Source organism: Blautia sp. SF-50, from assembly GCF_900101315.1.
Taxonomy (GTDB): domain Bacteria; phylum Bacillota; class Clostridia; order Lachnospirales; family Lachnospiraceae; genus Blautia_A; species Blautia_A fusiformis.
The window spans coordinates 14548-38798 of the sequence record NZ_FMUW01000008.1 but is presented as its reverse complement, the minus strand read 5'-3'; the positions used below and the strand labels follow the sequence as shown (position 1 = coordinate 38798).

At 38.4% G+C, this 24251-nt stretch carries 26 protein-coding genes; 25 read left to right on the top strand and 1 reads right to left on the bottom strand.

The annotated features are described in order from the left end of the window. Window positions 1-5 precede the first annotated feature (5 nt). The 11 genes from BLP57_RS06905 to BLP57_RS06860 all read left to right on the top strand — a co-directional run bounded on the left by BLP57_RS06905 (window position 6) and on the right by BLP57_RS06860 (window position 12811). Window positions 6-1823, top strand: a complete 1818-nt coding sequence (locus tag BLP57_RS06905) for a cobaltochelatase CobT-related protein (RefSeq protein ID WP_092070348.1) — start codon at window positions 6-8, stop codon at window positions 1821-1823. 16 nt (window positions 1824-1839) lie between these two features. Beyond that, entirely contained in the window at window positions 1840-2034 is a 195-nt protein-coding gene (locus tag BLP57_RS06900) for a hypothetical protein (RefSeq protein WP_059085501.1), read from the top strand. Between the two features lie 22 nt (window positions 2035-2056). Next, window positions 2057-2239: a nucleotide-binding protein gene (locus tag BLP57_RS18855; protein ID WP_192926454.1), complete on the top strand. Its 183-nt coding sequence runs from the start codon at window positions 2057-2059 to the stop codon at window positions 2237-2239. A 1-nt stretch (window position 2240) separates the two neighbouring features. Then, complete coding sequence (locus tag BLP57_RS06895; RefSeq protein WP_207646693.1) at window positions 2241-2828, top strand: ATP-binding protein; 588 nt, start codon at window positions 2241-2243, stop codon at window positions 2826-2828. A gap of 96 nt (window positions 2829-2924) precedes the next feature. Next, complete coding sequence (locus tag BLP57_RS06890) at window positions 2925-3674, top strand: ATP-binding protein (protein ID WP_092070345.1); 750 nt, start codon at window positions 2925-2927, stop codon at window positions 3672-3674. Between the two features lie 203 nt (window positions 3675-3877). After that, window positions 3878-4582, top strand: coding sequence for a LytR/AlgR family response regulator transcription factor (locus BLP57_RS06885; protein ID WP_092070343.1), 705 nt, complete (start codon window positions 3878-3880; stop codon window positions 4580-4582). Window positions 4583-4695: 113 nt separating this feature from the next. Then, entirely contained in the window at window positions 4696-5913 is a 1218-nt protein-coding gene (locus BLP57_RS06880) for an ATP-binding protein (RefSeq protein ID WP_242872565.1), read from the top strand. A 141-nt stretch (window positions 5914-6054) separates the two neighbouring features. Continuing rightward, the gene (locus BLP57_RS06875; protein ID WP_092070336.1) at window positions 6055-8916 is read left to right on the top strand and encodes a glycoside hydrolase family 3 C-terminal domain-containing protein; all 2862 of its coding nucleotides are present in this window, start codon (window positions 6055-6057) and stop codon (window positions 8914-8916) included. Window positions 8917-8942: 26 nt separating this feature from the next. Then, window positions 8943-11381, top strand: a complete 2439-nt coding sequence (locus BLP57_RS06870) for a glycoside hydrolase family 3 C-terminal domain-containing protein (protein ID WP_175442955.1) — start codon at window positions 8943-8945, stop codon at window positions 11379-11381. Then, entirely contained in the window at window positions 11378-11968 is a 591-nt protein-coding gene (locus BLP57_RS06865; RefSeq protein ID WP_092070329.1) for a hypothetical protein, read from the top strand. Before BLP57_RS06870 ends, BLP57_RS06865 begins: the two co-directional genes overlap by 4 nt. Before the next feature lie 87 nt (window positions 11969-12055). Beyond that, complete coding sequence (locus BLP57_RS06860) at window positions 12056-12811, top strand: recombinase family protein (RefSeq protein ID WP_242872564.1); 756 nt, start codon at window positions 12056-12058, stop codon at window positions 12809-12811. 134 nt (window positions 12812-12945) lie between these two features. Here the strand turns inward: BLP57_RS06860 and BLP57_RS06855 are convergent, their stop codons facing one another. Then, entirely contained in the window at window positions 12946-14094 is a 1149-nt protein-coding gene (locus BLP57_RS06855; protein WP_092070326.1) for an SLC13 family permease, read from the bottom strand. Between the two features lie 228 nt (window positions 14095-14322). On the opposite strand from BLP57_RS06855, the gene BLP57_RS17805 reads away from it, so the two are divergent. The 14 genes from BLP57_RS17805 (at window position 14323) to BLP57_RS06790 (ending at window position 23844) form a co-directional block, all read left to right on the top strand. Continuing rightward, window positions 14323-14499: a hypothetical protein gene (locus BLP57_RS17805; protein ID WP_161215702.1), complete on the top strand. Its 177-nt coding sequence runs from the start codon at window positions 14323-14325 to the stop codon at window positions 14497-14499. Window positions 14500-15483: 984 nt separating this feature from the next. Next, complete coding sequence (locus tag BLP57_RS06840; protein WP_005426619.1) at window positions 15484-15942, top strand: DUF6075 family protein; 459 nt, start codon at window positions 15484-15486, stop codon at window positions 15940-15942. After that, window positions 15942-16118: a hypothetical protein gene (locus BLP57_RS17800; protein ID WP_005426617.1), complete on the top strand. Its 177-nt coding sequence runs from the start codon at window positions 15942-15944 to the stop codon at window positions 16116-16118. The genes BLP57_RS06840 and BLP57_RS17800 overlap by 1 nt, the downstream gene beginning before the upstream one ends. Before the next feature lie 23 nt (window positions 16119-16141). Then, the gene (locus tag BLP57_RS06835) at window positions 16142-16918 is read left to right on the top strand and encodes a ParA family protein (protein WP_005426615.1); all 777 of its coding nucleotides are present in this window, start codon (window positions 16142-16144) and stop codon (window positions 16916-16918) included. Continuing rightward, entirely contained in the window at window positions 16911-17798 is an 888-nt protein-coding gene (locus BLP57_RS06830) for a ParB/RepB/Spo0J family partition protein (RefSeq protein ID WP_059085507.1), read from the top strand. Before BLP57_RS06835 ends, BLP57_RS06830 begins: the two co-directional genes overlap by 8 nt. A gap of 22 nt (window positions 17799-17820) precedes the next feature. Continuing rightward, entirely contained in the window at window positions 17821-18900 is a 1080-nt protein-coding gene (locus BLP57_RS06825; protein ID WP_242872563.1) for a DUF6017 domain-containing protein, read from the top strand. After that, entirely contained in the window at window positions 18897-19283 is a 387-nt protein-coding gene (locus BLP57_RS06820; protein WP_005426609.1) for a DUF6050 family protein, read from the top strand. Before BLP57_RS06825 ends, BLP57_RS06820 begins: the two co-directional genes overlap by 4 nt. Beyond that, window positions 19249-19536: a DUF6809 family protein gene (locus tag BLP57_RS06815; protein ID WP_015541255.1), complete on the top strand. Its 288-nt coding sequence runs from the start codon at window positions 19249-19251 to the stop codon at window positions 19534-19536. Before BLP57_RS06820 ends, BLP57_RS06815 begins: the two co-directional genes overlap by 35 nt. A gap of 59 nt (window positions 19537-19595) precedes the next feature. After that, on the top strand, window positions 19596-19790 hold the full coding sequence (locus BLP57_RS17795; RefSeq protein ID WP_005426607.1) for a hypothetical protein: 195 nt from the start codon (window positions 19596-19598) through the stop codon (window positions 19788-19790). After that, window positions 19777-20073 carry a helix-turn-helix domain-containing protein gene (locus BLP57_RS06810; protein WP_242650178.1) on the top strand — a complete coding sequence of 99 codons (297 nt, stop codon included), beginning with the start codon at window positions 19777-19779 and terminating at the stop codon, window positions 20071-20073. Before BLP57_RS17795 ends, BLP57_RS06810 begins: the two co-directional genes overlap by 14 nt. Then, window positions 20028-20876 carry a hypothetical protein gene (locus BLP57_RS06805; RefSeq protein ID WP_242872562.1) on the top strand — a complete coding sequence of 283 codons (849 nt, stop codon included), beginning with the start codon at window positions 20028-20030 and terminating at the stop codon, window positions 20874-20876. The genes BLP57_RS06810 and BLP57_RS06805 overlap by 46 nt, the downstream gene beginning before the upstream one ends. A 124-nt stretch (window positions 20877-21000) precedes the next feature. Beyond that, on the top strand, window positions 21001-21483 hold the full coding sequence (locus BLP57_RS06800; RefSeq protein ID WP_059085509.1) for a PcfB family protein: 483 nt from the start codon (window positions 21001-21003) through the stop codon (window positions 21481-21483). 119 nt (window positions 21484-21602) lie between these two features. Continuing rightward, window positions 21603-23462, top strand: a complete 1860-nt coding sequence (locus BLP57_RS06795; RefSeq protein ID WP_242872568.1) for a VirD4-like conjugal transfer protein, CD1115 family — start codon at window positions 21603-21605, stop codon at window positions 23460-23462. A 241-nt stretch (window positions 23463-23703) separates the two neighbouring features. Then, the gene (locus BLP57_RS06790; RefSeq protein ID WP_092070311.1) at window positions 23704-23844 is read left to right on the top strand and encodes a Maff2 family mobile element protein; all 141 of its coding nucleotides are present in this window, start codon (window positions 23704-23706) and stop codon (window positions 23842-23844) included. The last annotated feature ends 407 nt before the right edge of the window (window positions 23845-24251 follow it).

Below are 24251 nucleotides of genomic sequence, written 5' to 3'. Positions count from 1 at the left end.
CTTGTATGGAGGATGTCAGATGGCCGGCGGAACAACTGGAAGAACATCGTCTGGAGATCAGCAATCGTATCAGAAATCTTTTTTGGACAGTCAGTGGTGATTATGATATGGAATTTGAACCGGATACAGAAAAATATGTTTATTCAAAACAAACGGTTCTGTATGAGGCAGTGAAGCAGGGTGCCTTTGCACGATATTTTGATCAGAAGAAACTTGGCATGTATTTGATGAAAAAATTACATTTTTCTGCTGGAGAAGATATGCTTTTGCCTCTTGCCGGATTATGCATGGATGCTGCAGTGAATCGTTTTATCATGCGAGAACGTTTGGGAACAAAGGAAATCAGAGAACAGGCGTTCAGAGAATTGGAAAAGGCCGAGGAAGAGCAGGTATCAGACAAAGCTGGAACAGACCTGATTCACAGGATTAGGTTTCTGTATATAAGGCATGTTCTGGAGAACACAGACGATGAGGGAATGGATCCACAGGCAGAGATTGCATTGTACAAGATTCTTTCTCTGAAGGATGCGGAAAATACGGAAGAGGTCATAAACGTGATAGATGAGATTTATAATCATGTTCTGGATCCCTCTTTTGAAAAAAGGAATGGAAATCTGGAGAAGATTTTGAATTTACCGGATATGGCATTGGCCAATGACGCGTGGCAGGAATGCATGACGGATGAACAGATGGAAGACATCATTCAAAAATATCTTTCTAATCTCAAAAAAAAGATGATGAGTCTGGATATCAGAAACAAAAAGAAAAAAAGATTTTATTTCTCTCCGGAAAATGAAGAAGTCCCGGAAAGCTCGGAGAATATAAATCCACAGGCAGTGCGACGGATACGGGAATATGTGGAACTGAATTACGGAAAATCGTATCTAAGTGAATCGGAGCAGGCCAGAGTCAACCGGAAATTTTGTACAGGAATTCACAAAAACTGTATCCTGTATCTTACAGATGGAATTTTACAGAACCCTGTGATAAAAAATAATCAATACCGTTTTTCTCAGCTGCAGTTTGAAAAAAATAAAGCCTATTATGGAAATAATCACTGGATCATCAAAAGAAATATTTCTGAGTTGGCAGAGTCACTGAAACGGGCATTTATAATCCGAAAGGATGATTTTGTCAGCAGATCTGATGCAGGGCAGCTTGTTCCTGAGAGGTTATGGAAAATTGGAAGAACAGACGATGACAAGTTATTTAATAGAAAAAAGAGATCAGAAGATTCTGAGTTTGTAATAGATGTCCTGATTGATTCCAGTGGTTCCCAAGCTGGCAGACAGGCTCAGGTAGCGGCGCAGGGATATATTATCAGTGAAGCATTAAGCCAGGCAGGAATTCCTCATCGGGTGACAGGATACTGTGCTTTCTGGGGATATACAGTACTTCAGAGATTTCGGGATTATGAAGATCCAAGGGAAACAAATGAAAGAATCTTTCAATTTCGGGCATATGCCAATAACAGAGATGGGCTTGCACTGAAAACCGTCTGTTCCTCTCTCATGGAGCGACCGGAAAAAAATAAGATTTTAATCGTATTAAGTGATGGAAAACCCTGTGATATGAGCATACAACGACCAGGAACCCGCCAGCCCAAGATCTATGACGGAGAAGGAGCTGTGAAAGATACTGCATATGAGGTGCGTCGGGCTAGAAATCAGGGAATTTTCGTAATTGGTATTTTTGTAGGGAATGAAGAAGAACTCTCCGTGGAAAAGAGAATCTATGGAAAAGACTTTGCCTATATTCGTAATATCAGCAATTTTTCCCGTGTGGTAGGAACTTTTTTGCGAAGACAAATTGATATGGAATGAAAATGGAGGAATCACTATGGGTAAAATTGGATTTGCCAATTGCCAGGATGTAAGAAATCAGAAAAAGATACGGGAATTAGATTGTCCACGCTGTCATGAACCGGGAGGCATTGAAGCCTTTGTGAAAGACGGGATACTTGCAGAGGATGGAGTATGTGATAACTGCGGATATATTCTTCCAGAAGGAACAGAACTGGAGGAAGTGGAGTAAGAAGCATTTAAGGAGATAACAGATGAAAATTGCTGTAACTGGAAAAGGCGGAGTAGGGAAAACCACGATATCTGCAGTATTAGCACGGCTGTATGCAGAAGAAGGGAAAAAAGTATTTGCTGTAGATGTGGATCCAGATGCAAATCTTGGACTTGCACTGGGCTTTTTCAGAGGAAGAACTGGAGAGTATTACGCCTATCAGTAAAATGAGAAGGTTGATCGAGGAGAGAACAGGTGCAGATAAAAGTAATACTTTTTATAAAGTCAATCCAAAAGTGGATGATATTCCTGAAATTTACGGAAAAGAAAATAATGGTGTTCGACTTCTGGTTCTGGGAACTGTGGAAACTGCGGGAGGCGGATGTGTATGCCCTGAAAATGTAATGTTGAAACGAATTATTAATAATTTGGTTTTACATAGAGATGATATAGTAATCTTGGACATGGAAGCAGGACTTGAGCATTTAGGACGGGGAACAACGGAAGGGATGGATCAATTTATCGTCGTGATAGAGCCGGGGGCCAGAAGTGTTCAGACTTATAAAAATGTAAAACGTTTGGCAGAAGAATTGGGTGTAAATGAAGTAAAGGTCATAGCAAATAAAATCAGAAATGATGAAGATGAAAAGTTTGTAAGGTCTAGAATCCCGAAGCAAGATTTTTTGGGATGTGTTCATTATAATGCAGAAGTTATAGAAGCAGACAGAGAAGGAAGATCCCCTTATGGATGCAGCAAGACAGCTACGGATGAAATTCGAAAAATTAAGGAGATATTTGATGTAATGGCAAAATAGACATTATATTAATTTAATTATTTTTCGAAAACAGTTTGAAGTATGGTCATATGTAATGCTTATTATTTAGAAAAAAGAAAAGGAGTAAATGTAGAGATGAAAATAGCAGTTTGCGGAAAAGGTGGATGTGGAAAAAGTACAGTAACCAGTCTTTTGGCTAAGGCTTTAGCCAGACGAGGAAAAGAAATTTTGGTAATTGATTCCGATGAATCTAATTATGGTCTGCACCGACAGCTGGGTATGAAGCTTCCCAGAGATTTTACAGACTATTTCGGTGGTAAGCAAAATGTTTTAAATGATATGATGTTATCAAAATTTACTCATCAGTTTTTTGAGGAAACTTGGACTATAGATGATATACCGGAAGATTATTATAGCCTGAAGGACGGTGTAAAACTGATGACCAGTGGAAAAATTCATCAGGCAAATGAAGGGTGTTCTTGTGCTATGGGAACTGTTATGACTCAATTCATCCAAAATCTCAGGCTTACAGAAGACCAATTTGCACTAATGGATATGGAGGCTGGTATTGAACACTTTGGACGTGGAATTGATAACGGTGTAGATCTGATATTGATAATCATAGATCCATCCTATGAATCCCTACAGCTTTCCAAAAAAATCGGGGAATTATCGGAAAGTATTCGAAAACCATTTTATTACGTTCTCAATAAAGTAACAAAAGAGAATCAGGAAATGATGTATGAAGCTGTATGGAATTCAAGTCGAGTCGCTGTATCTCTTAGTGCGGATCCTGGTATTATGGGAGAGGGACTGATGGGGAAAGAACTATTAGAAAAACCAGATGCTATTGAAAACTTAACAGAATTTCTACTTTCTATTTAAAGAATGAGGAGATTTACTGTGGATATATGATAAAAGAACACCAGATCATACAGCTATAATTTGTAATATTACATCCACTTGACGCAAGAAATAAGCAGTGATATACTGAACCAAAAGTTATTTATAAAATAACAATAAAAACCTGGGACTATATTGTGTGATTGAACAGTTACAAAGAATGTAATTCTTGTGGAGGGTATAGGATGATACAGATTGCAATTGTGGAAGATGAAGAAATTTATGTAAAACAATTAACAGAGTATATCCGAAAATATCAAACGGAAAGGGGAAGATCAATAAAGGTTACGGTATTTGGTGATGGAGAAGATATCATTGAGAATTACAGTGGCGGTTTTGACATTATTTTGATGGATATTCAGATGCGGTTTATGGACGGTATGACAACAGCAGAAAAAATCCGTCAGATGGATCAGAAAGTAATTATTATGTTTATTACAAATATGATTCAATATGCAGTACGTGGATATGAAGTTGATGCAATGGATTATGTAGTAAAACCAGTTGAATACTTTTCTTTTTCGCAGAAACTGGATAAAGCAGTTGGACGTATGCGCTCTGAGGTTAAAGAATTTCTTACGATTCCGATCGGGGAAGGAGTTGTAAAGATAGATATAGCAGATATCTATTATATTGAGGGGCAGAGACATAATGTAATTTATTATACTTCGAGAGGAGATTACTGTTCAAGAATTACGATGAGAGAACTCGAAGAAAAACTTGCGGTACATAATTTTTTTCGATGTGCAAAGGGATATCTGGTAAATATGAATCATGTAGAGGGATTTGTTGGTTCTGATTGTGTGATCCATAATGTACATATACCTGTCAGCAGAACCAGAAAAAAAGAATTCATGAATCTGCTTTTGCAAAACCTCAATATGGAATGATTTCATGCGAAATGGAGGATACTATGTTATATCAGGATATTCCAAGAATTTATACGGCAATAGCAGAGTGGGGATCATGTTTGGTTTATCTTTATATCCTAAAAAAAGAAAACATGAAATCTGTACATTTTCTTATAGGCAGTCTTTTCATGCTGGCAATGCAGAGTATCTTTTTGACTTTGACAGGCAGCGTAACTGAAATTTTGTGGATTCCCTGTATGATGATCGCTGCAGGTATGATGTATGGATTTCTTATGGTCGGAGGAAATATGAAGCCTCTGGGAGCGGCTTATTGCTGTGCCCGTGCATTTGTTCTTGCTGAGTTTGCAGCTTCGCTGCAGTGGCAGATGATATCTAGTGTACAGACATGGGGGAATCAGAGCATCTGGGTTGAAATTCTGATCACGATGATTATTTTTGGAGGCTGCTTTACTATAGATATTTATTTAGAAAAAGATCTTCTGAAGCAGAATTATCTTGAACAGATGACAGTAAAGGAAGTAGCAGCGGCGGCAATCATGGCTGTTGCAACCTTTGCTTTTAGTAATCTGAGCTTTTTAAATGAAAATGTACCATTTGCGAGTAGAGAACGTGCAGATATTTTTTCTATCAGAACATTGATCGATTTTGGAGGAATTGCAATCCTGCATGCTTATCAGAGCAGGATCAGTGAGTATGTTGCCGAGAAAGAACTTTCAGTAATAAACGTGATGCTGAAAAGCCAGTATGATCAATACCGAAATTATCAGGACAGCCTGGATCTCATACAAATGAAATACCATGATCTGAAACACCAGATAACGGGACTTCGTGCGGAATCAGATGAAGAGAAACGAAAAAAATGGATTGATTCCATGGAAAAGGAAATCGCTGCTTTTGAAAATATAAGCAGAACGGGGAATCAGGTACTTGATACGATTTTGGCAGCTAAGATTTTTCATTGTCGAAAAAATCATATACAGATTACCTGTGTGGCAGATGGAAAATTATTGGATCATATGCATGTAACAGATATATGTTCTATATTTGGAAATGCTTTGGATAATGCGATTGAACATGTAATTTTGATTCCAGATCCGGAAAAAAGACTGATCCATCTGACAGTATCCGCTCAAAAAGGATTTGTGTTCATTAAGATAGAGAATTATTGTGAAGCAGAAATTTCCAAAAATGAAGAAGATCTGATTACAACAACAAAAAAGGATAGTAAAAACCATGGTTTTGGATTGAAGAGTATTCGTAAAGCTGTAGAAAAATATGATGGTTCTGTAGTGTTTGGAGTACAGCAGAACTGGTTTGAATTAAAGATCCTTTTACCCAGAGTATTGTAATGCTCTGGGTATTTTTGTATTTTGTGCCAGATTTGCTGCATCTTGTGCCAAAAACGGCACGAAATAATAACCATGTTATAGTAATGCCAACAGGAAATGATACCTGAAAAAGACGAGAGAGTCAAAGGAGGAAAAAAGAGAATGATCAGTGTTGAAATGGAAGATGTTCTGGCGGTATTACAATTATGCAAACCGTATATTATCGGTATTATTGCTGCACTTGTAATTGGAATCGTAATTATGATCGCTTGCCGCAGGATGTCCAGGGGCAAAAGATTTCTGATAAGAGGAGAAGCTGCGCTCGCAATGGTTCTTGCAGTTGTTGTCTGCGTGAATATGATCTGTTTTGGACCAATGGCTACGTTGATTGGACTGGCAACGGGAAATGGAACTTTAAGCGATGAAACAAATGAAGAAGCTGCAGAAGCAGCAGAAGAAATTATGGAAGATGGAATTGTTCTTCTGAAGAATGAAAGCCTGCTTCCTTTAAATGAAACAAAAAAACTGAATATTTTTGGCTGGGAATCTATTAATCCGGCTTACGGAGGAGCTGGTTCCGGTGGAATTAATGATCTGTATGATATTGTCAGTCTGAATCAGGGACTTGAAAATGCCGGATTTTCTATTAACCAGGAACTGGTTGATTTTTATAACAATTATGGTGCAGATAATCCGGAAATGTCTATCCAGAAACAGAGCTGGACATTACCGGAGCCACCTGTAGATACTTACAGTGATGAGATTATTAAAAGCGCGAAAGAGTATTCTGATGTGGCAGTTGTGGTTCTTTCCAGAAAAGCAGGTGAAGGTCATAATGATATTCCTATGGATGTAAGAAAAGCAGCATATGATAATAATTCAGATGAATATGATGATTTTCCTGAGGGAGAGCATTATTTACAGCTTTCACAAACTGAGAGAGATATGGTGGATATGGTTTGCTCAAACTTTGATAATGTGATTGTGATTTATAATGGAGCAAATCAGTTTGAACTTGGTTTCGTAGATGAATATCCTCAGATTAAATCTGTTGTATGGTGTCCCGGAACGGGAAATGTGGGATTTAATGCACTTGGTAAAGTATTTTCAGGTGAAGTCAATCCTTCCGGAAAAACACCGGATACATTTGTTTATGATATGACGACTGCTCCGTGGTGGAATAATGCAGAAAAAACGGAGTATACAAATCTAGCAGATATGGCCGTTGAAGGAATGAACGCAGGAACTGCGCAAGTGTATGCTCCGGCATTTACCAATTATGTGGAAGGCATTTATGTAGGATACAAGTACTATGAAACAGCTGCACAGGAAGGTGCGATTGATTACGATAAGACTGTACAGTATCCATTTGGATATGGTCTAAGTTACACGGAATTTGAACAGAAAATGGGTGAACTGAAAGAAAAAGACGGACAGATTTCTGTAGATGTAGAAGTAACCAATACCGGAGATGTTGCCGGAAAAGATGTAGTAGAAGTGTATTATAAACCGCCATATACAAATGGCGGAATTGAGAAATCTTCTGCAAATCTGATCGAGTTTGCAAAAACAGATCTGCTTCAGCCGGGAGAATCTCAGACTGTTACAGTTACATTCAGTATAGAAGATATGGCCTCTTATGATGAGAATAATGCAAAAGCATATGTTCTTGAAAAAGGTGACTATGTAATCTCTATTAATAGCGATTCACATACTGTGCTGGATCAGAAAACTTATACTGCAGATAAAGATGTAGTATATAAGGGAGAAAATAAAAGAGCATCAGATGATACTGCAGCAACAAATGTATTTGAAGATGCAAAAGGCGATGTGACATATTTATCACGAGCAGATCATTTTGAAAATTATGAAGAGGCTACAGCAGCACCGGCTTCTGCAGAGCTGGGTGAGCCATATGTTTCTGAATACCATCTGAACAGCAACTTTGATAAGACTACATACCTCAATGATGAGGATGTAATGCCGACAACGGGAGTAGATAATGGACTTACATTAGCTGATATGCGAGATGCTGATTATGACGATCCTCGTTGGGAAAAACTTCTGGATCAGCTTACTGTTGATGAAATGGCAAATATGATTGCAATGGCTGGTTATCAGACAGCAGCCATGGATTCTGTGGGAAAAGTGGCTACACTTGATTTCGATGGACCAGCAGCAATTAATAACAACTTTACAGGAGTTGGTTCTATTGGATTTCCAATTGAAGTTGTGGTTGCTTCCACATGGAATAAGGAACTTGCACAGGCCTGGGGTGAATGCATGGGCAAGATCAGTCAGGAAATGGGTGCAGAGGGCTGGTATGCACCAGGTATGAATACTCATAGAACCGCATTTGGAGCAAGAAACTATGAATACTTTTCAGAAGATGGAGTTCTTGCAGGAAATATGGGAGCAAAAGCAGTAGAAGGAGCAAGAAAATATGGAGTTTATTCTTATATCAAACATTTTGCTCTATATGAGGGAAATGCAAAGATGGTAAGTGTCTGGTCAAATGAGCAGGCAATCCGGGAAATCTATCTGAAACCATTTGAAATTTCTGTAAAACAGGGTGGCGCAAATGCGGTTATGGTTTCCTGGAGTTTTCTTGGAGATAAATGGACTGGAGAAAGCAGTAACCTTATGAATACAGTTCTCAGAGATGAATGGGGATTCAGGGGAATGGCGCTTACAGACTTCTTCCGAAACAATGGTCATGGATTTATGAATGCAGATGCAGCTTTGGCGAATGGAGTAGATGTAATGTTGTCCACATTCAACGGAGAAGAGAACAATGTAGCAAATCCGGAGCATCCAACATCTGTACTTCAGATGAGGAATGCCTGCAAAAATGTCATGTATACAGTTGTAAGCAGCTGGGCTTATGATGGAGAACACGAAAAAACAGGTATGGAAAACTGGAAAAAAGCAGGAATTGGTATCGACATTGTAATAGCACTTTTCATGGCAGGAATGGAAGTACTGGTAATCAGAGGATATAAGAAAAGAAAGAATGCTGAATAAGGATGAAAGTGGGATGGAAAACAGTTATGAAACAGCAAAAATTGGTTGAAAAGATGACAATAGAAGAAAAGGCAGCGATACTCAGTGGAAAAACTGTCTGGCAGACCAGAGAAATTGACAGGCTTTCCATCCCGTCCATCTTTCTTTCGGATGGACCGCATGGAATCAGAAAACAGGCAGGAGCAGGAGACCATTTGGGACTGAATGCATCCCTGAACGCAACTTGTTTTCCCACAGCGGCGACGATTGCAAACAGCTGGAATCAGGATCTGGGGGAAGAGATTGGACAGGCCCTTGGAGAGGAAGCAGCAAGTATGGATGTAAATATCCTGCTTGGTCCGGGATTAAATATTAAAAGAAGCCCGTTATGTGGAAGAAATTTTGAATATTTTTCAGAAGATCCATATCTTTCCGGGAAGATGGCAGCGTCATATATTCGTGGAATACAGAGTAAAGGCGTTTATGCCTGCCCGAAGCATCTGGCGGTTAACAGTCAGGAACTTCGGAGAATGGCAATGGACGCAGTTGTTGACGAACGGACATTAAGAGAAATTTATCTGACCGGTTTTGAGATAGCTGTTAAAGAAGGACACGCAAAAGCAATCATGAGCAGCTACAACCAGATTAATGGGATTTATGCTAATGAGGACAAACATCTCTTGACAGATATCTTGCGCAAAGAATGGGGATTTGATGGAATTGTAGTAACAGACTGGGGCGGAAGCAATGACCATGTGAAAGGTGTTGCTGCCGGCTCAAATCTGGAGATGCCGTCCTGTGGGTACGATTCTGCAAGAGAAGTGATTGCTGCTGCCCGAAATGGAAAGCTGAAGGAAGCAGATTTGGATGAAAGAGTTGGAGAACTGATGGATGCAGTGATGGAACTGACATCAGGGAAGAAGCTTTCAGATAAAAACTTTGACAGAAATGCACATCATCAACTGGCAAGGAAAGCAGCAGCAGAAAGCATGATTCTTCTGAAAAATGAAAAACAGATTCTTCCGCTGGATACAAAAAAATCCATCGCTGTTATTGGAGATTTTGCTTTTTCACCCAGATATCAGGGGGCAGGGTCTTCTATGGTCAATCCAACAAAAGTAGAAGATATGTCATCGATTTTGCAACAATATGATCTGAATATTCTGGGGATGACAAGAGGCTATCAGAGAAATGGAGAAGTAGATGAGAATGACAGAAAGTTTGCGTTAAATTTGTCTATGAACGCGGATATTGTAATTTTCTGCTTTGGTCTTGATGAGATCAGCGAATCAGAAGGACTGGACAGAACACATATGCGTATTCCGCAGGATCAGATAGATCTTCTGCAGGATATCAGTAAAGTGAATGAAAATATTATTGGAATACTGAGTGCAGGATCTGCGGTAGAAATGCCATGGCACACCTGCTGCAAAGCGATTTTGCATGGCTATCTGAATGGACAGGCAGGTGCTTCTGCAACATTGGATATTCTGACCGGAAAAGTGAATCCATCAGGAAGACTGGCAGAAACATATCCCATAACTTATGAACAGACACCGGCATTCCGATATTATCCAAGTAATGAGAAAACATCGGAATACCGCGAGAGTGTTTATGTAGGATATCGCTATTATGATACTTCAAAAGTCCGGGTGCAATATCCATTTGGCTTTGGGCTTTCCTATACGGAATTTACATATTCTGATCTTATCATAGAAGAGGATGGAATCAAAGTTTCGGTTACAAATACAGGTGACAGAGACGGAGCTGAGGTTGTTCAGATGTATGTAGGACTTCCTAATGCAATCGTGTTCCGACCGGAAAAAGAACTGAAAGGTTTTGCAAAAGTTTATCTAAAGGCAGGAGAAAGCAGACAGCTCAGGATTCCGTTTGATGATAAGACATTCCGTTATTGGAATATAAAAACGGGACAGTGGGAAATAGAAACAGGAACTTATCAGATTATGGTAGGAGCCAGTGTTGCAGATATTCGTTTAACAGGTATGACTGAGAGAACAGGAAATAGTAAAGGGTATCCGTATAATCCGGCAAAAATGCCTTACTATTATACAGGAATCGTGCAGAAAATATCAGATGAGGAATTTCGTGAACTTCTTGGCCATGAGATACCGAACAGAAGATGGAGTGGAAATCTGGAAATCAATGATGCAATTTGTCAGATGTATTATGCAAAAAGCCGACTTGCAAGACTGATATACAGATGTCTCACAAAAATGAAAAAGAAGAGTGAGGCACAGGGAAAGCCGGATCTGAATATTCTTTTTATTTATAATATGCCGTTTCGGGGGATTGCCAAGATGACCGGCGGGGCAGTCAGTATGGAAATGGTATATGGAATTGTCGATGCTGTAAATGGCCACTTTATGCTTGGAGTAAAAAAAGTAGTTGGCGGATATTTCAGAAACAGAAGAAATAATAAGAAATATGAAAAATTATTAAAAGGAGCCGGAGGAAAGTGCAGATGAATCATATAAAAAATATATGGAAATGTTTTGAAGAGAAACATTCTGCTATTGCAAAATGGCTTTATCAGATATTCTATTTTGTTATATTCAGTATGGGCGTGACAGTATTCCAGTATCTTGTATTTACATTTTTACCAGGGATTTTGGGAATTGGACTGGCTGGTACAGAGTTTATGTGGCCAAAGGTTTCCATGAATCTGTTTGGAGTAAAATTTACATGGAGTTTGCTGGGGTACAATGTATTGCGTGATGCAACGGGGAATATACTGATCGGTGGTGGACTTGGCTATTTTATCAGTTATGAATTGGGGTCATTTCTTGCACAGTGTATCAATTTTCCACTTCAGAGGAATATTACTTTTAAAAGCCATGGAAACCCTGTATATCAGGCAATCTGGTATTTTGTTGCATGGGTGATAATTTCACTGATTTGTAATGGATTTAATAATCTGTGGATGCCAGTTGCATCTGCATATGTGGCACCGGCAGTCTATAACATGCTTGTGACAATTATCACAGGTGGAGTTTCCATGGTGATTTTTTTCTTTGTGTTTAAAATTATTTTTCCAGAGGGGAAGGCTGAATAGAAGAAAATACTTCATATATTGGTATATGATTTAAGCCTTGCTATCCTATTATGATTTCGGGTATTCCTGTTAAGTGATCAGCTGGGGGTGGCTGATGAGGATATCCTGGAATATGTGGATGACGGTGTCAGCGGTACTCATTTTAAAAGGCAGGGATTTCAACAGCTGCAGGATGACATGAAAAGTGGAGAAATCGGCTGTGTAGTTATAAAAGACTTTTCCAGATTCGGAAGAGACTATCTGGAAGTTGGATTTTATATTGAATATATTTTCCCACTTCTACAGATTCGATTTATTTCGATTAATGACAGCTATGACAGTGCAGCAAGCAGCGGAATGACTAGTGGAATGAAAGTAGCATTGCAGAATCTGGTATACAATATGTATAGCCTGGATTTGTCCAAGAAAATTTCATCAGCATTGCAGACAAGAACGAGAAATGGTACACGCCTTCTGGTAAATGCCAGATATGGCTATAAAAAAGAAAAAGATGGAAGGCTGGAAGTAGATTCGGAGGCTGCAAAAGTCGTGAAAATGATTTTTCAGAGGGCAGCGGAAGGAACAAGTTTTGCAGATATTACAAGGGAATTGAACAGACAGGCGATTGCCACTTGTGATGAGCAGAAATTATCAAGAGGGGATCAGGTGCAGTTCCAGAGGTTTGAGACGATCAAAGAGAAACACTGGAGTGCTACGACAGTAGCGGCAATTGTCCGGGATGAGATTTATATTGGAATCAGAATCTGGGGCAAGACACGTTGCAGTATGCATACTGGCCATAAAGCAGTTCTGAATGATGAAACAGAATGGGTTCGCCTGGAAAAAAGTTGTAAAGTGGTGTAAAGATTAATGATCTTTGTATTGGTACCGAAAATATATTTATTTCTCCGCGGCTTTTCTTCCAGGATGTGAGAGTGCCGCGGAGAATTTTTTGCGAAGAAAGAATTGCTATAGCTTTTGTAATTCCGGGAAAACCTTTATCTAAGAAAAAAATACAATATTAACATGAATATCATGAATATAATATTGGAGGCTGTAAATATTCCCAAATACTTCCCTCTCAGATTCCTGTTTTCTTTTGCAATATATTTGAAACTTATCAGGCTTGCCATGGATGCAATCAGAGTGCCGAGACCTCCAATATTGGTTCCGACAATTAAAGCCCGGTAATTATCTGTAAAGCCGGATAAAAGAAGCGCGGCGGGAACATTGCTCATAATCTGACTGGCAAGAACAGCAGTAAGTGTTTCCCTTCCTGCCATGATTCTTTCCAGAAAACTGCTGAATTGCGGAATCCTTCCAAGGTTGCCGATAAAAATAAATAATGCGATAAAGGTGGCAAGCAGGGAGTAATCCACCCTGCTTATATTTTCACTGTTTCTTAGCAGCATATATATAAGAACCAATACAAGAGGAATCTGGTATGGAATGATACGTGCAACAGTGAGCAGGCAGATTGTAAATAAGATCAGGTAAGTGGCCAGGTATTCCATGTTAAGTTCTTTTCTGCCAGAGAATCCCAAAAGAGTTTTATCTTTTTCGGAACCGCATACGTGAGGTGCTTTGGCAGCGGCTACCTGTATCCATATCAGAAGAAGGATAAGTGCTGTGGCGGAATAGGGAAGCATCAGGGTTATTAATTCTGCCGCGGACATCCCTGCTCTGGCATATAGATAAAGGTTCTGCGGATTTCCGATTGGTGTGAGCATGCTTCCGAGATTAGCAGCGATTGTCTGCATGGCTACTATTTTAAGAAGCCAGTAATTGCCCAGTTCCTTTGGCAGTTTATGCACAATGATCAGTGCAAGAGGAACAAAAGTAATCAATGCCACATCATTGGTGATCACCATTGACAGGAAGAAACATAAGAGTACCAACAGCCTGATCACACCCACAGTTCCCGATGTTCCCATAAGCAATTTTTTGGCAAGTATATCAAAAACACCAACAGCCTTCAAACCAGCTACAATTGCCATCAAACAGAAGAGGAGCCCGAGAGTCCTGAAATCGATATAAGTAAAATAAGCCTTATCCGGTCTGACCCAGAACATAGAAAGAAGCGCCAGGATCACTGCAATTGACAAAACGGTTTCTTTCCTGAAAAAAACATATAATTTTTGTAACATAATATTTCCTTTCCGGTCTGATACGATCGCGTATAAGTATATCACAGAAACATCCAGAAAAAAAGAATATCATTTTGTATTGTGGATTGTGTTTGCGATTACCGCCTCATTCCTGTATAATAAAAATGTTATCAATGGCGACATCATTTCAAAAGTTCAGAATATGAAAGGAAAACGTTTTGGAAGAACTATACAGAAAATATCAGGGAAAAATAATAAAAGATGACTATGGGAAAAAATTCCAAGGAATTTATAGATTTTGCAAATGACATGAAAAAGAGCATGAAAATTAATGCCGCAAAATATGGATTAAGGCTTATTACCTTTGAGACGGGGCATTACGATATGTGCGGATATTTTAAGGACAACGAAACAAAAAAAGTATGCATATTTTTCATTCCATGAATGCAGGAACCACCCCATAGATTTCGACATGATGAACTCTAAGGGATTTCTCGTCCGTTCTGCAAAAGGATTGAACGATTGCACTGGAGGATATAACAACTTTACGGACTTGAGGGGATTTTTCCAATTTTCTCTATTTTTTTCATAATGATCACCACTTTACAACTTTTTCATAAAAAAATATCGTACAGGACTTTCTGATGTATAATGAATTTGACCCAAAACATTACAAAGGAAAGTGACCTTGTACGACAAAACCATTATACAACGAAAAAACACTGATTGGTAGACTTCATCAATATTTTTTGATTTATTTTGAAACTTTTTCTGTTCCAACAGCAGATACCTTATTTCTGCTGATATTATCCATACTGACCTTAGAATCTGCACATTCCATCCGGTTTCTGTATCAGCATTTTTTATCCGAAATAACGGAGAAATCACTGAATGTATTTTATTATGCATGTTCCTATAATATTGGATATGGATGTTCATGTAATGCAGTTAAATGATTAAAGTGAAGAAAGATTTTAGCACTGCATTTTAAAGATATTAGAAGATTAATTAAGTTGGGAAATTTGTTTGAGCAGTAGTCTGCACCCCCTAAACTGACTACGATTTAACTACTACAGATGGAAATGATTTGCTTCATTTTGCACTTTTTTGCAAAAAATGTAGTAAATGAGAAGAAAACTACGATACCTTGAAATGCTGATAAAACCTTGCAAAATACGGCATTTCAAGGCAATTTGAGAGGAGAAAAAACAATGATTCGAGTACTTTTCGTATGCCACGGCACTACCTTAGCAAAATTCTGAAAAACCTTGATTTTACAGTATATTTTTGAACCAGTAGGGATGTTTTACTAAGTTTTTACTAAAGAGAGGAATCCCTAGCACGAATTTAGAAAAGTAACATATAGTATGACCTTATTAATTGGTAGAACAATTGGTAAGGTCCTTTTTTATTTCAAGGAGGTTCAAAATGAAAAGTACAGCGTTAGGAGCAGAAAACATTATTTTTATCAGTGATGCACATGAAAAATTCTACTATGAAAAATTACAAGAAGTACGGTATCAGGATGTGTACCATAAGGCATTGTGTTATTGTCTGGGTATTAATGGAGATACCAGAAAAAATGCTGACAGAATTTATAATTTTAAAACGGGGTCTGTTAAAACGAAATGTTTACATGAAGGATGGCAGACAAGCGGTAGCTTAAAAGTGGTAAGGATGGCATTTAATCTGTACTGTAACAGCACGCCAAGCGTTTGGGATTATGAAGATGCAGAGGAACAGGTAAACGAGTGCAGACAGTATACAGTAGAGGATATCTTCTGCTGTGTATATGCACCATATTTTTGGCAGGCAATACAGATCCGTTATCCGGAATATGTAGTGTACAATCAAAAGTTACATGCCATGCTTGGAGGAATAGATTAATGCTGAAAGTGAGACTGATGGGAACAAAAAATGATATTGCATGGTTTCAGAAAATCCTGCAGCGTCATCCTAAAATTGAAGTTATGGAATTATCGGAACTTTATTCCAATAAAGGGACGAGCAAATATTATAGAGCTTATGCTGAAATTGAAAAAAGTAATGTAAATAAAAAATAGTAGAAAAACAGGAGAATTATATCATGTGCAAAATAATCGCAATCGCAAATCAAAAAGGTGGAGTAGCAAAGACTACAACCACTATTAATCTTGGAGTAGGACTGTCTAAGGTTGGAAAACGTGTAATGCTGATAGATGCTGATCCACAGGGACATTTGACAATGGGACTTGGTTTTCCAAAGAACTTAAGGGTAACATTGAAAACAATGATGGAAAATATCATTATGGGATTAGAATTTGATCCCAGGGAAGCAATTTTACACCATGAGGAAGGAATAGATGTAATTCCATCTAATAAACTTCTTTCGGGAATGGACATGTCATTATTTACGGTAGAGGACAGAGAAAAAGTCTTAAAAGAATATCTGGAACTTTTGGAAAATGATTATGACTATATCCTGATTGATTGTATGCCCTCGTTGGGAATGATGACAATTAATGCGTTAAGTGCAGCTGATAGCGTTTTGATTCCGGTGCAGCCTCAATACTATGCGGCAGATGGCCTCATGGAATTACTGAAAGTTGTGAAAGGCATTCATCAGAGATTTAATCCTGATTTACAGATTGAAGGGATTCTGTTTACAATGGACAGCAGTCATTATAATAATTCAAAGAGAAATAAGCAGGCAGTACGAGATGCTTATGGAGCAGAGATTATAATTTTTGATCAGACAATTCCAAGAACAGAAGCTCTTGCCGAAACTGCATCAGAAGGTGTCAGTATTTTTTCTTACGATGCAAAAGGAAAAGGTGCGTACAGTTATCAAGCACTTGTCCAGGAGGTGCTGAATCATGCGTAAACCTAAGAAAGAAATTCAGCTTACTTCTTATGATGAATTGCTTGGAATCAATGAAGCTGAACAGAATACTCTTAATCAGATTGTTGAAGTGCCATTAAATGAGTTACATCCTTTTAGAAATCATCCATTTCATGTAAATGATGATGAAAAAATGGCTGAAACAGTAGAAAGTATCAAGAATTATGGCATCTTAAATCCTGCATTGGTACGTCCTCGCGCAGAGGGAGGATATGAACTGATTGCTGGTCACAGGAGAAAACGTGGTTGCGAACTGGCTGGAAAAAGTAAAATGCCAGTACTCATACGGAACTATACCGATGATGAAGCCGTAATCGTTATGGTGGATTCTAATATACAGAGAGAAAATTTGCTTCCAAGCGAAAAGGCATATGCTTATAAGATGAAGATGGATGCAGTAAAACATCAGGGCATAAAAGACGAAAACGCAGCTTCTGTTGACAGTGCAGATCTGGTTGGACAGGCTGCCGGTGACAGTGGAAGAACCGTTCAGCGTTACATACGCTTGACCTGTCTTATTCCGGAATTGCTGAAATTGTTGGATGAAGGAAAGATTAATTTTACAGTAGGTGTTTCATTAACCTATTTATCAGAAACGGAGCAGATTTGGGTGAAAGACTGCATAGTGTCTGGAGCAAGCTCTGTTACAGGTTCAATGGCGACAAAACTGAAGCAATACAGCGATGAAGGTAATCTGACAGAATTAGCGGTACAGCTTATTCTGAATGAAAAGAAAACAGAGACAGGAAAAGTTACTTTAACTGAAAAGAAAATACGAAAGTATTTTCCAAAGGAATATAACAGAGAACAGATTGAACAGGTTATCTATGAACTGCTTGATAACTGGAAGAAAAGCCAATAACGAGGGAAGGAGGGAAAGCAAAATGGCAAAATCCGAAAGCACAAAAATAGAGTTTGGTTATTTTCACGATTATGAATCGGAACAGTTTGCTTTTTACCGTATTCCCAAAGTATTATTCACAGATGAATATTTCCGTAATCTGTCCAGCGATGCAAAGGTTCTTTATGGGCTGATGCTGGACAGAATGGCTTTATCTATCAGACATCAATGGTTTGATGAAGAGGGTAAGGTTTATATTATTTTTACTGTTGAACAGGTTATTCAGTATATGAATTGTGGAAGAGATAAAGCAATGAAAACGCTTGCAGAACTGGATACCAAAAAGGGAATCGGATTAATTGAAAGAGTCAAACAAGGATTTGGTAAACCGGATATTATTTATGTAAAGAACTTTATTTTAAAGACATCAAAAGATGTTAAAAACAATGATGAATCCGAAGAGAGTATTCAACAAAATCGAGAGGTCGAAGAAGTCGACTTATCGGAGTCGGAAAAATCGACTTATCGTGGTCGGAAAAATCGACTTCAAGGGGTCGGAAAAACCGACTTCAAGAGGTCGGAAAATACGACTTATCGTGGTCGAAAAATCAGAACTACAGAGGTCGGAAAAATCGACCCAATTAATACTAAATATAATTATACTGATATTAGTAATACGGACAGGAATAATACTGATCTTATCAATCTTTCAGATTCTTCCGAACAGCAGTCAATGGATTTGATGGAAGAGATGGAGTTATTCCAGATGAATACTGCACTTGTAAAAAGAAATATTGAATATGACTGTCTTGTACAACGATGCAGACTAGGGGAACAGCAACAGTTGGATGAAATTGTGGCACTAATTGTGGAAACAATCAGCATAGAACGGGAGAATATTACGATCAGTGGAGTGAAATACCCATATCAGTTCGTAAAAAGCAGATTATTGTTGCTGGAAGAAAGCCACATAGAGTATGTACTTGATTGTCTGCATGAGAATACCAGGGAAGTAAAGAACATAAAAGCGTACTTGCTTACCTGTCTTATGAATTCAATAACGACAATAGGCAATTATTACCAGGCAAAAGTAAATCATGATATGTACGGAGGTGGCATATGAGAGGAAAAGAAATTATAACAAAATTGATAATTCCTGGTGCAATAGCTATGATTATCTGCTTAATTGTTCACCCTATGTGCATGAATGGTGAAATATTAGACTGGAGAAAATTATTGCTTTTTGTGGGAATACCTTTCGGAATCCAGAAAATGTTTTTGCTGGTCGTTCCAAGAAATGTGGGGACAGGGGAAATGCTTGGTTTGGTGGTACTTAAACTGATGGTAGGAAGTTTGATTGGAATAGGGGTTCTTGCCTGGAGATTATTAGCTGTAGCAGGCATTTTGCTAAAAAACGGCATTTCTGGAATTATATGGATCATAAAAAGACTGAAAGAAATGGTGATCAAAAATGAGCGAAAAGCAACTGGAAAAATTGTATTATAGCATTTATCCAATGAATCAATGTGAGACACAAAGTAAAAGTTATGAAGAGACAAAGGAACTGTGTGAAACATTAGAAAAGGAAATGATAAGTCTAATGAGTCCGGATCTGCAGGCAATGTTTGAGGATTACAAGGAATATACTTTAAATCTTAAACAAACAGAACAGAGAGACGCTTACATAGATGGATTAGCGTTTGGGATTCGCACAATTTCGGAAGCCTTTTTACATGAGAACAAAAATAGAATATGGTGATTGAAAAAGCAGTCTGTCAAGGCTGCTTTTTCTGTACCGCTTACATAGGAGGATGAGATGTGATTGATTTGATAATTATTATTATGGCAGGAATAGTGCTTTTGTTTTTGCTGTCTTGTTGCTTTATGGTTGCAAGGCTATTGGATGAGGAAATATCTATGTATGGATATGAAGGAAAAGAAAACTGGGAAAGGGAACAACTTCCCGACAAATTGTCGAGAAGTTCAACAGATGAAAGACATGGAGATAAATGAAAAGATTCGTTATTTTCGGAAACAGAGAGGGCTATCGCAGGAGCTGCTTGCAGAACGAACAGGAATTAATGTGAATACAATTCGGAAGTATGAAATAGGCATACGAAAGCCGAAAGTAGAACAATTAAAGAAAATTGCGGATGGACTTGAAATTAGTGTAATAGAATTTTTGGATATTGAAATAGAAAATGAAGCGGACTTGATTGCTATGCTGAAAAAAATCAGTCCGTTTTTTAAATGGGACGGATTGCTTCATGTATTGGTGGGGGAAAAGTTTTTATGATTGGTGTTGGAAGTGCATTGGTATCACTGTTGCTGATCTTTGTTTGTTATTCACTGACACTGACAGCGAAAAGAGCAGATGAAAATTTATTGATGATTTGTGAAAAGAATCAGAAAAATGAAGAAGAGAGAGGAAACCGAGAAATGGAATCACAGAGAGACATTTTAAGAGTAATTGAAAAAGAAATCAAAAAAGGAAGTGCGCCAGTTGCATTTGCAGGTTTGGGGTTTTCCGAGGAATGTTATCATTTGGTAGATAGTCAGGCTAAGATGAACCAACTTTTAGATTATTTTTTTCGCAATGAAGAATACGCAGCTTTGGCAGAGCGGCAGGTGAAAAGTAATATCTATGCAGAAATGGGCAAAAGGCTGAATTTCCGTAGTGCCAGATCTGATCGAGACAGAAAGAATATGGAGGTAGCGGCAAAACGATGGATTAAGAAAAAGCATCCAACATTTGATGGTGATGTATATGTCGAAAATATCCGGTGTTTTCTGGACATTTTCCAAGAAGAGTTAGAAAAACGTAAATGTACAGTCAATGAACAGGATACGACAGCACTTATTTTCAGCCAGAAACATCTTGAAGCATTATACTTGCAATGTCTTATGCACAGACGAAATGCGATGCAAGAGATTCCGGAATTAAAAGGTTTGTCAGAAACGTGCAACAGGATTTATAAATTGCAGGATGTAGATGTATTATTCCAATGCCTGCTGATGGATCAGATGGATTGGGAAGAAGAAAAGTTATATGTGCAGTTCAGCACAATTTATTTATTGAAGCAGACAGTGAAAAATTAAAACCCATGACTTCTCGACAATTTGTCGGGAAGTGGAAAGGAGTCAAATTCCAATGAAAATATATCTCCCCCATCTGTTAGTACCACCGTAATTTGCGGATCAGAGTCGAAAGGAGGCGTGCAAATTGCAGGAAGAAGTTACTCAGAAAACAATCGCATTGTCGGTTAAAACTGCAAGAGTGACTGCCGACGTGTTAAAAAATATGCTGCGGAAGTATCTGTCAGGACAGAAGCAAAAGGGAAAGAATTCTTATAAGGTTGGAAAACAGTCATACAAAGAATTGAAAAGCCAGGGTTCTGGTTTATCTAATATTGAGATCACAGATGGAAATATCAAGTCTTTTGAACGTGTGGCGAAAAAATACCGCTTAGATTTTGCCTTGAAAAAAGACAGTTCGACCAAGCCACCGACCTACTATGTGTTCTTTAAAGGACAGGATACAGAAATGATGAATCTGGCATTTAAGAAATATTTGGGTGTACAGATGAACAAAAAGGATAAACCATCTATTATGAAAAAACTTATGCACTTTAAGGATGCTGTGTCTAAAGGAAAGAACAGAGAACGAGCAAGAGAACAGCAGAAAGACAGAGGGCAGAGTTTATGACGGAGAAAAAACAGCAGCATAAGAAGAAAAGAGGAAAAGTTCAGCATATCAGAGGTTCTCCGAAAAAGAGAAAAATATTTGGAAAAGCTGTTTTTTCTTCAGAGAGTATCCCAGGAAAAATGCTTGCGGATGTGAAAAATCTGATCACGGATAAGGCAAGTGAATTGAAGAGGACAGATCAGAAAAAGCTGTTTTTAGCTAATTTCCCCTATCTGATGTTTGCTTATTTTTTCAATAAGATTGCCTGGCTGTATCGGGTAAACACCGGAGCAACTTCCTGGGATAAATTTATGAACACTATTACTTATTTTGAACTGGCGTTTCGGAATCTCTGGCCAAGTTTGAATTATATGGATCTGTTTTGGGGAATCGCAGGAGGCGTGGTTGTAAAATTTGTTATTATTTACCGCACGAAAAATGCCAGGAAATATCGGCTGGGTGTGGAGTACGGTTCTGCCAGATGGGGAACAGAAAAAGATATACGACCATATGCGGATCCTGAATTTGAAAATAATATTATTCTCACAGAAACAGAGAGTCTTACTATGTCAAGCAGACCAAAGAATCCGAAATACGCCAGGAATAAAAACATTCTGGTAATTGGCGGTTCTGGTTCTGGAAAAACCAGATTTTTTGTAAAGCCTAACATTATGCAGATGCACAGCTCCTATGTGATTACTGATCCAAAGGGAACTGTGCTTCTGGAGGTTGGCAGTATGCTGGCAAAAGGCAGTCCGATGACGGATGAGAATGGAAAAATCGTGCGGAACAAAGAGGGAAAAGTTATATACGAACCGTATAAAATCAAAGTTTTGAATACAATTAACTTCAAAAAATCCATGCACTATAATCCATTTGTATATATCCGCAGTGAAAAAGATATTTTAAAACTGGTAACAACCATTATTGCTAATACCAAAGGTGAAGGGCAGCAATCAGGTGAGGATTTTTGGGTAAAGGCGGAAAAACTCTATTATTGTGCCCTGATTGGTTATATCTGGTATGAAGGCAGGGAAGAAGAAAAGAATTTTAATACTCTGTTGGAAATGATCAATGTGTCAGAAGCCAGGGAAGATGATGAGAATTTCAAGAATCCAGTAGATCTGATGTTTGATGAACTGGAGCAGAAAGACCCGAACCATTTTGCAGTAAGGCAGTACAAAAAATACAAACTGGCTGCCGGTAAGACAGCAAAATCTATTCTGATCAGTTGTGGTGCAAGACTCGCACCCTTTGATATTGCGGAACTGCGGGAGCTTATGAGTTATGACGAGCTGGAATTGGATCTGGTTGGTGACAGGAAAACTGCATTGTTTGTTATTATTTCAGATACCGATGATACCTTTAATTTTATTGTTTCTATTATGTACACACAGCTTTTTAATCTGCTCTGTGACAGAGCTGATGATGTATATGGAGGTAGACTTCCAATTCATGTGAGGTGTCTCCTGGACGAGTTTGCGAACATCGGACAAATTCCAAAATTCGAAAAATTGATTGCTACGATTAGAAGCCGGGAAATCTCAGCTTCTATTATTTTGCAGTCAAAGTCTCAGCTTAAGGCAATTTATAAGGATAATGCCGATACCATCGAAGGGAATTGTGATACGACCTTATTCCTGGGTGGAAAGGAAAAAACGACATTAAAGGAAATAGCGGAGATCCTGGGAAAAGAAACCATAGATCTTTATAACACATCGGATACGAGAGGCAGTCAGCGGTCTTATGGAATGAATTACCAGAAAACAGGAAAGGAGTTGATGAGCCAGGATGAAATAGCAGTTATGGACGGAGGAAAATGTATTCTGCAGGTGAGAGGTGTCAGACCATTTTTCTCAAATAAATACGATATTTGCAAACATAAAAACTACAAATATCTGTCCGATTATGACAAAAAGAATACCTTTGATATTGAAAAATATCTGAGTACTAATCTGATACTGAAACCAGAGGATGAAGTGGAACTGTATCAGATGTAACTTCTCGACAAATTGTCGGGAAGTGGATCATGGGAGGAAATCATGAATAATTTGGAAAAAAGGAACAGTCGGTATCCATCGACGAAAATGAATATACCGACTGTACGTGTGAGGAATTTTCCAAGTAGAAAATCCTATGCTTAGTGTAGCACAAAAGGCAGGGTTTATATAGTGTTTTCTTCCCTTTCTGGAAAAAATCTAAGAAAGGACTGGAAAATGTAAGTTTTCCAAAGGTACACTTATGGCATTTTTTACAACGGCAATTACGACCTTAAAAACATTGGTTTGTGCAATCGGAGCCGGACTTGCAGCCTGGGGAGTGATCAATCTGCTGGAAGGATATGGAACGGACAATCCGGGTGCAAATGCTCATGTACGGTAAGGAAGCAAGCAACCGAAAACAAGAGATAGACCGCCAGCACTACACTATTCCGAACCAAAGACCAAAAGATAAGCATTGTGGGAAAATCTAAACTTTTGGATTTTCCTACAATGCCAACTACGGCGGAATCCCTCCCACTCCTTATATCTTTCTGTATACATTGAATTTGTATTTAGTAAAATGCAGACAACACCACGGATCGGCTTTTGGTTGGACAATTCCAACCAAACACCACAGCAGACAGCAGAAAACATTCTGAACGCTAGGAAGCCGGTATGATTGTTACATATAAGGGGAAGAAAAATTTCTTTTAGGTACTTGCTTTCCTAAAACTGATGTGATACAATGATTTAATCCAGAAAAGGAGTAAAAAATATGCGGCAAGGTATTCTTAAATAAAACTATAA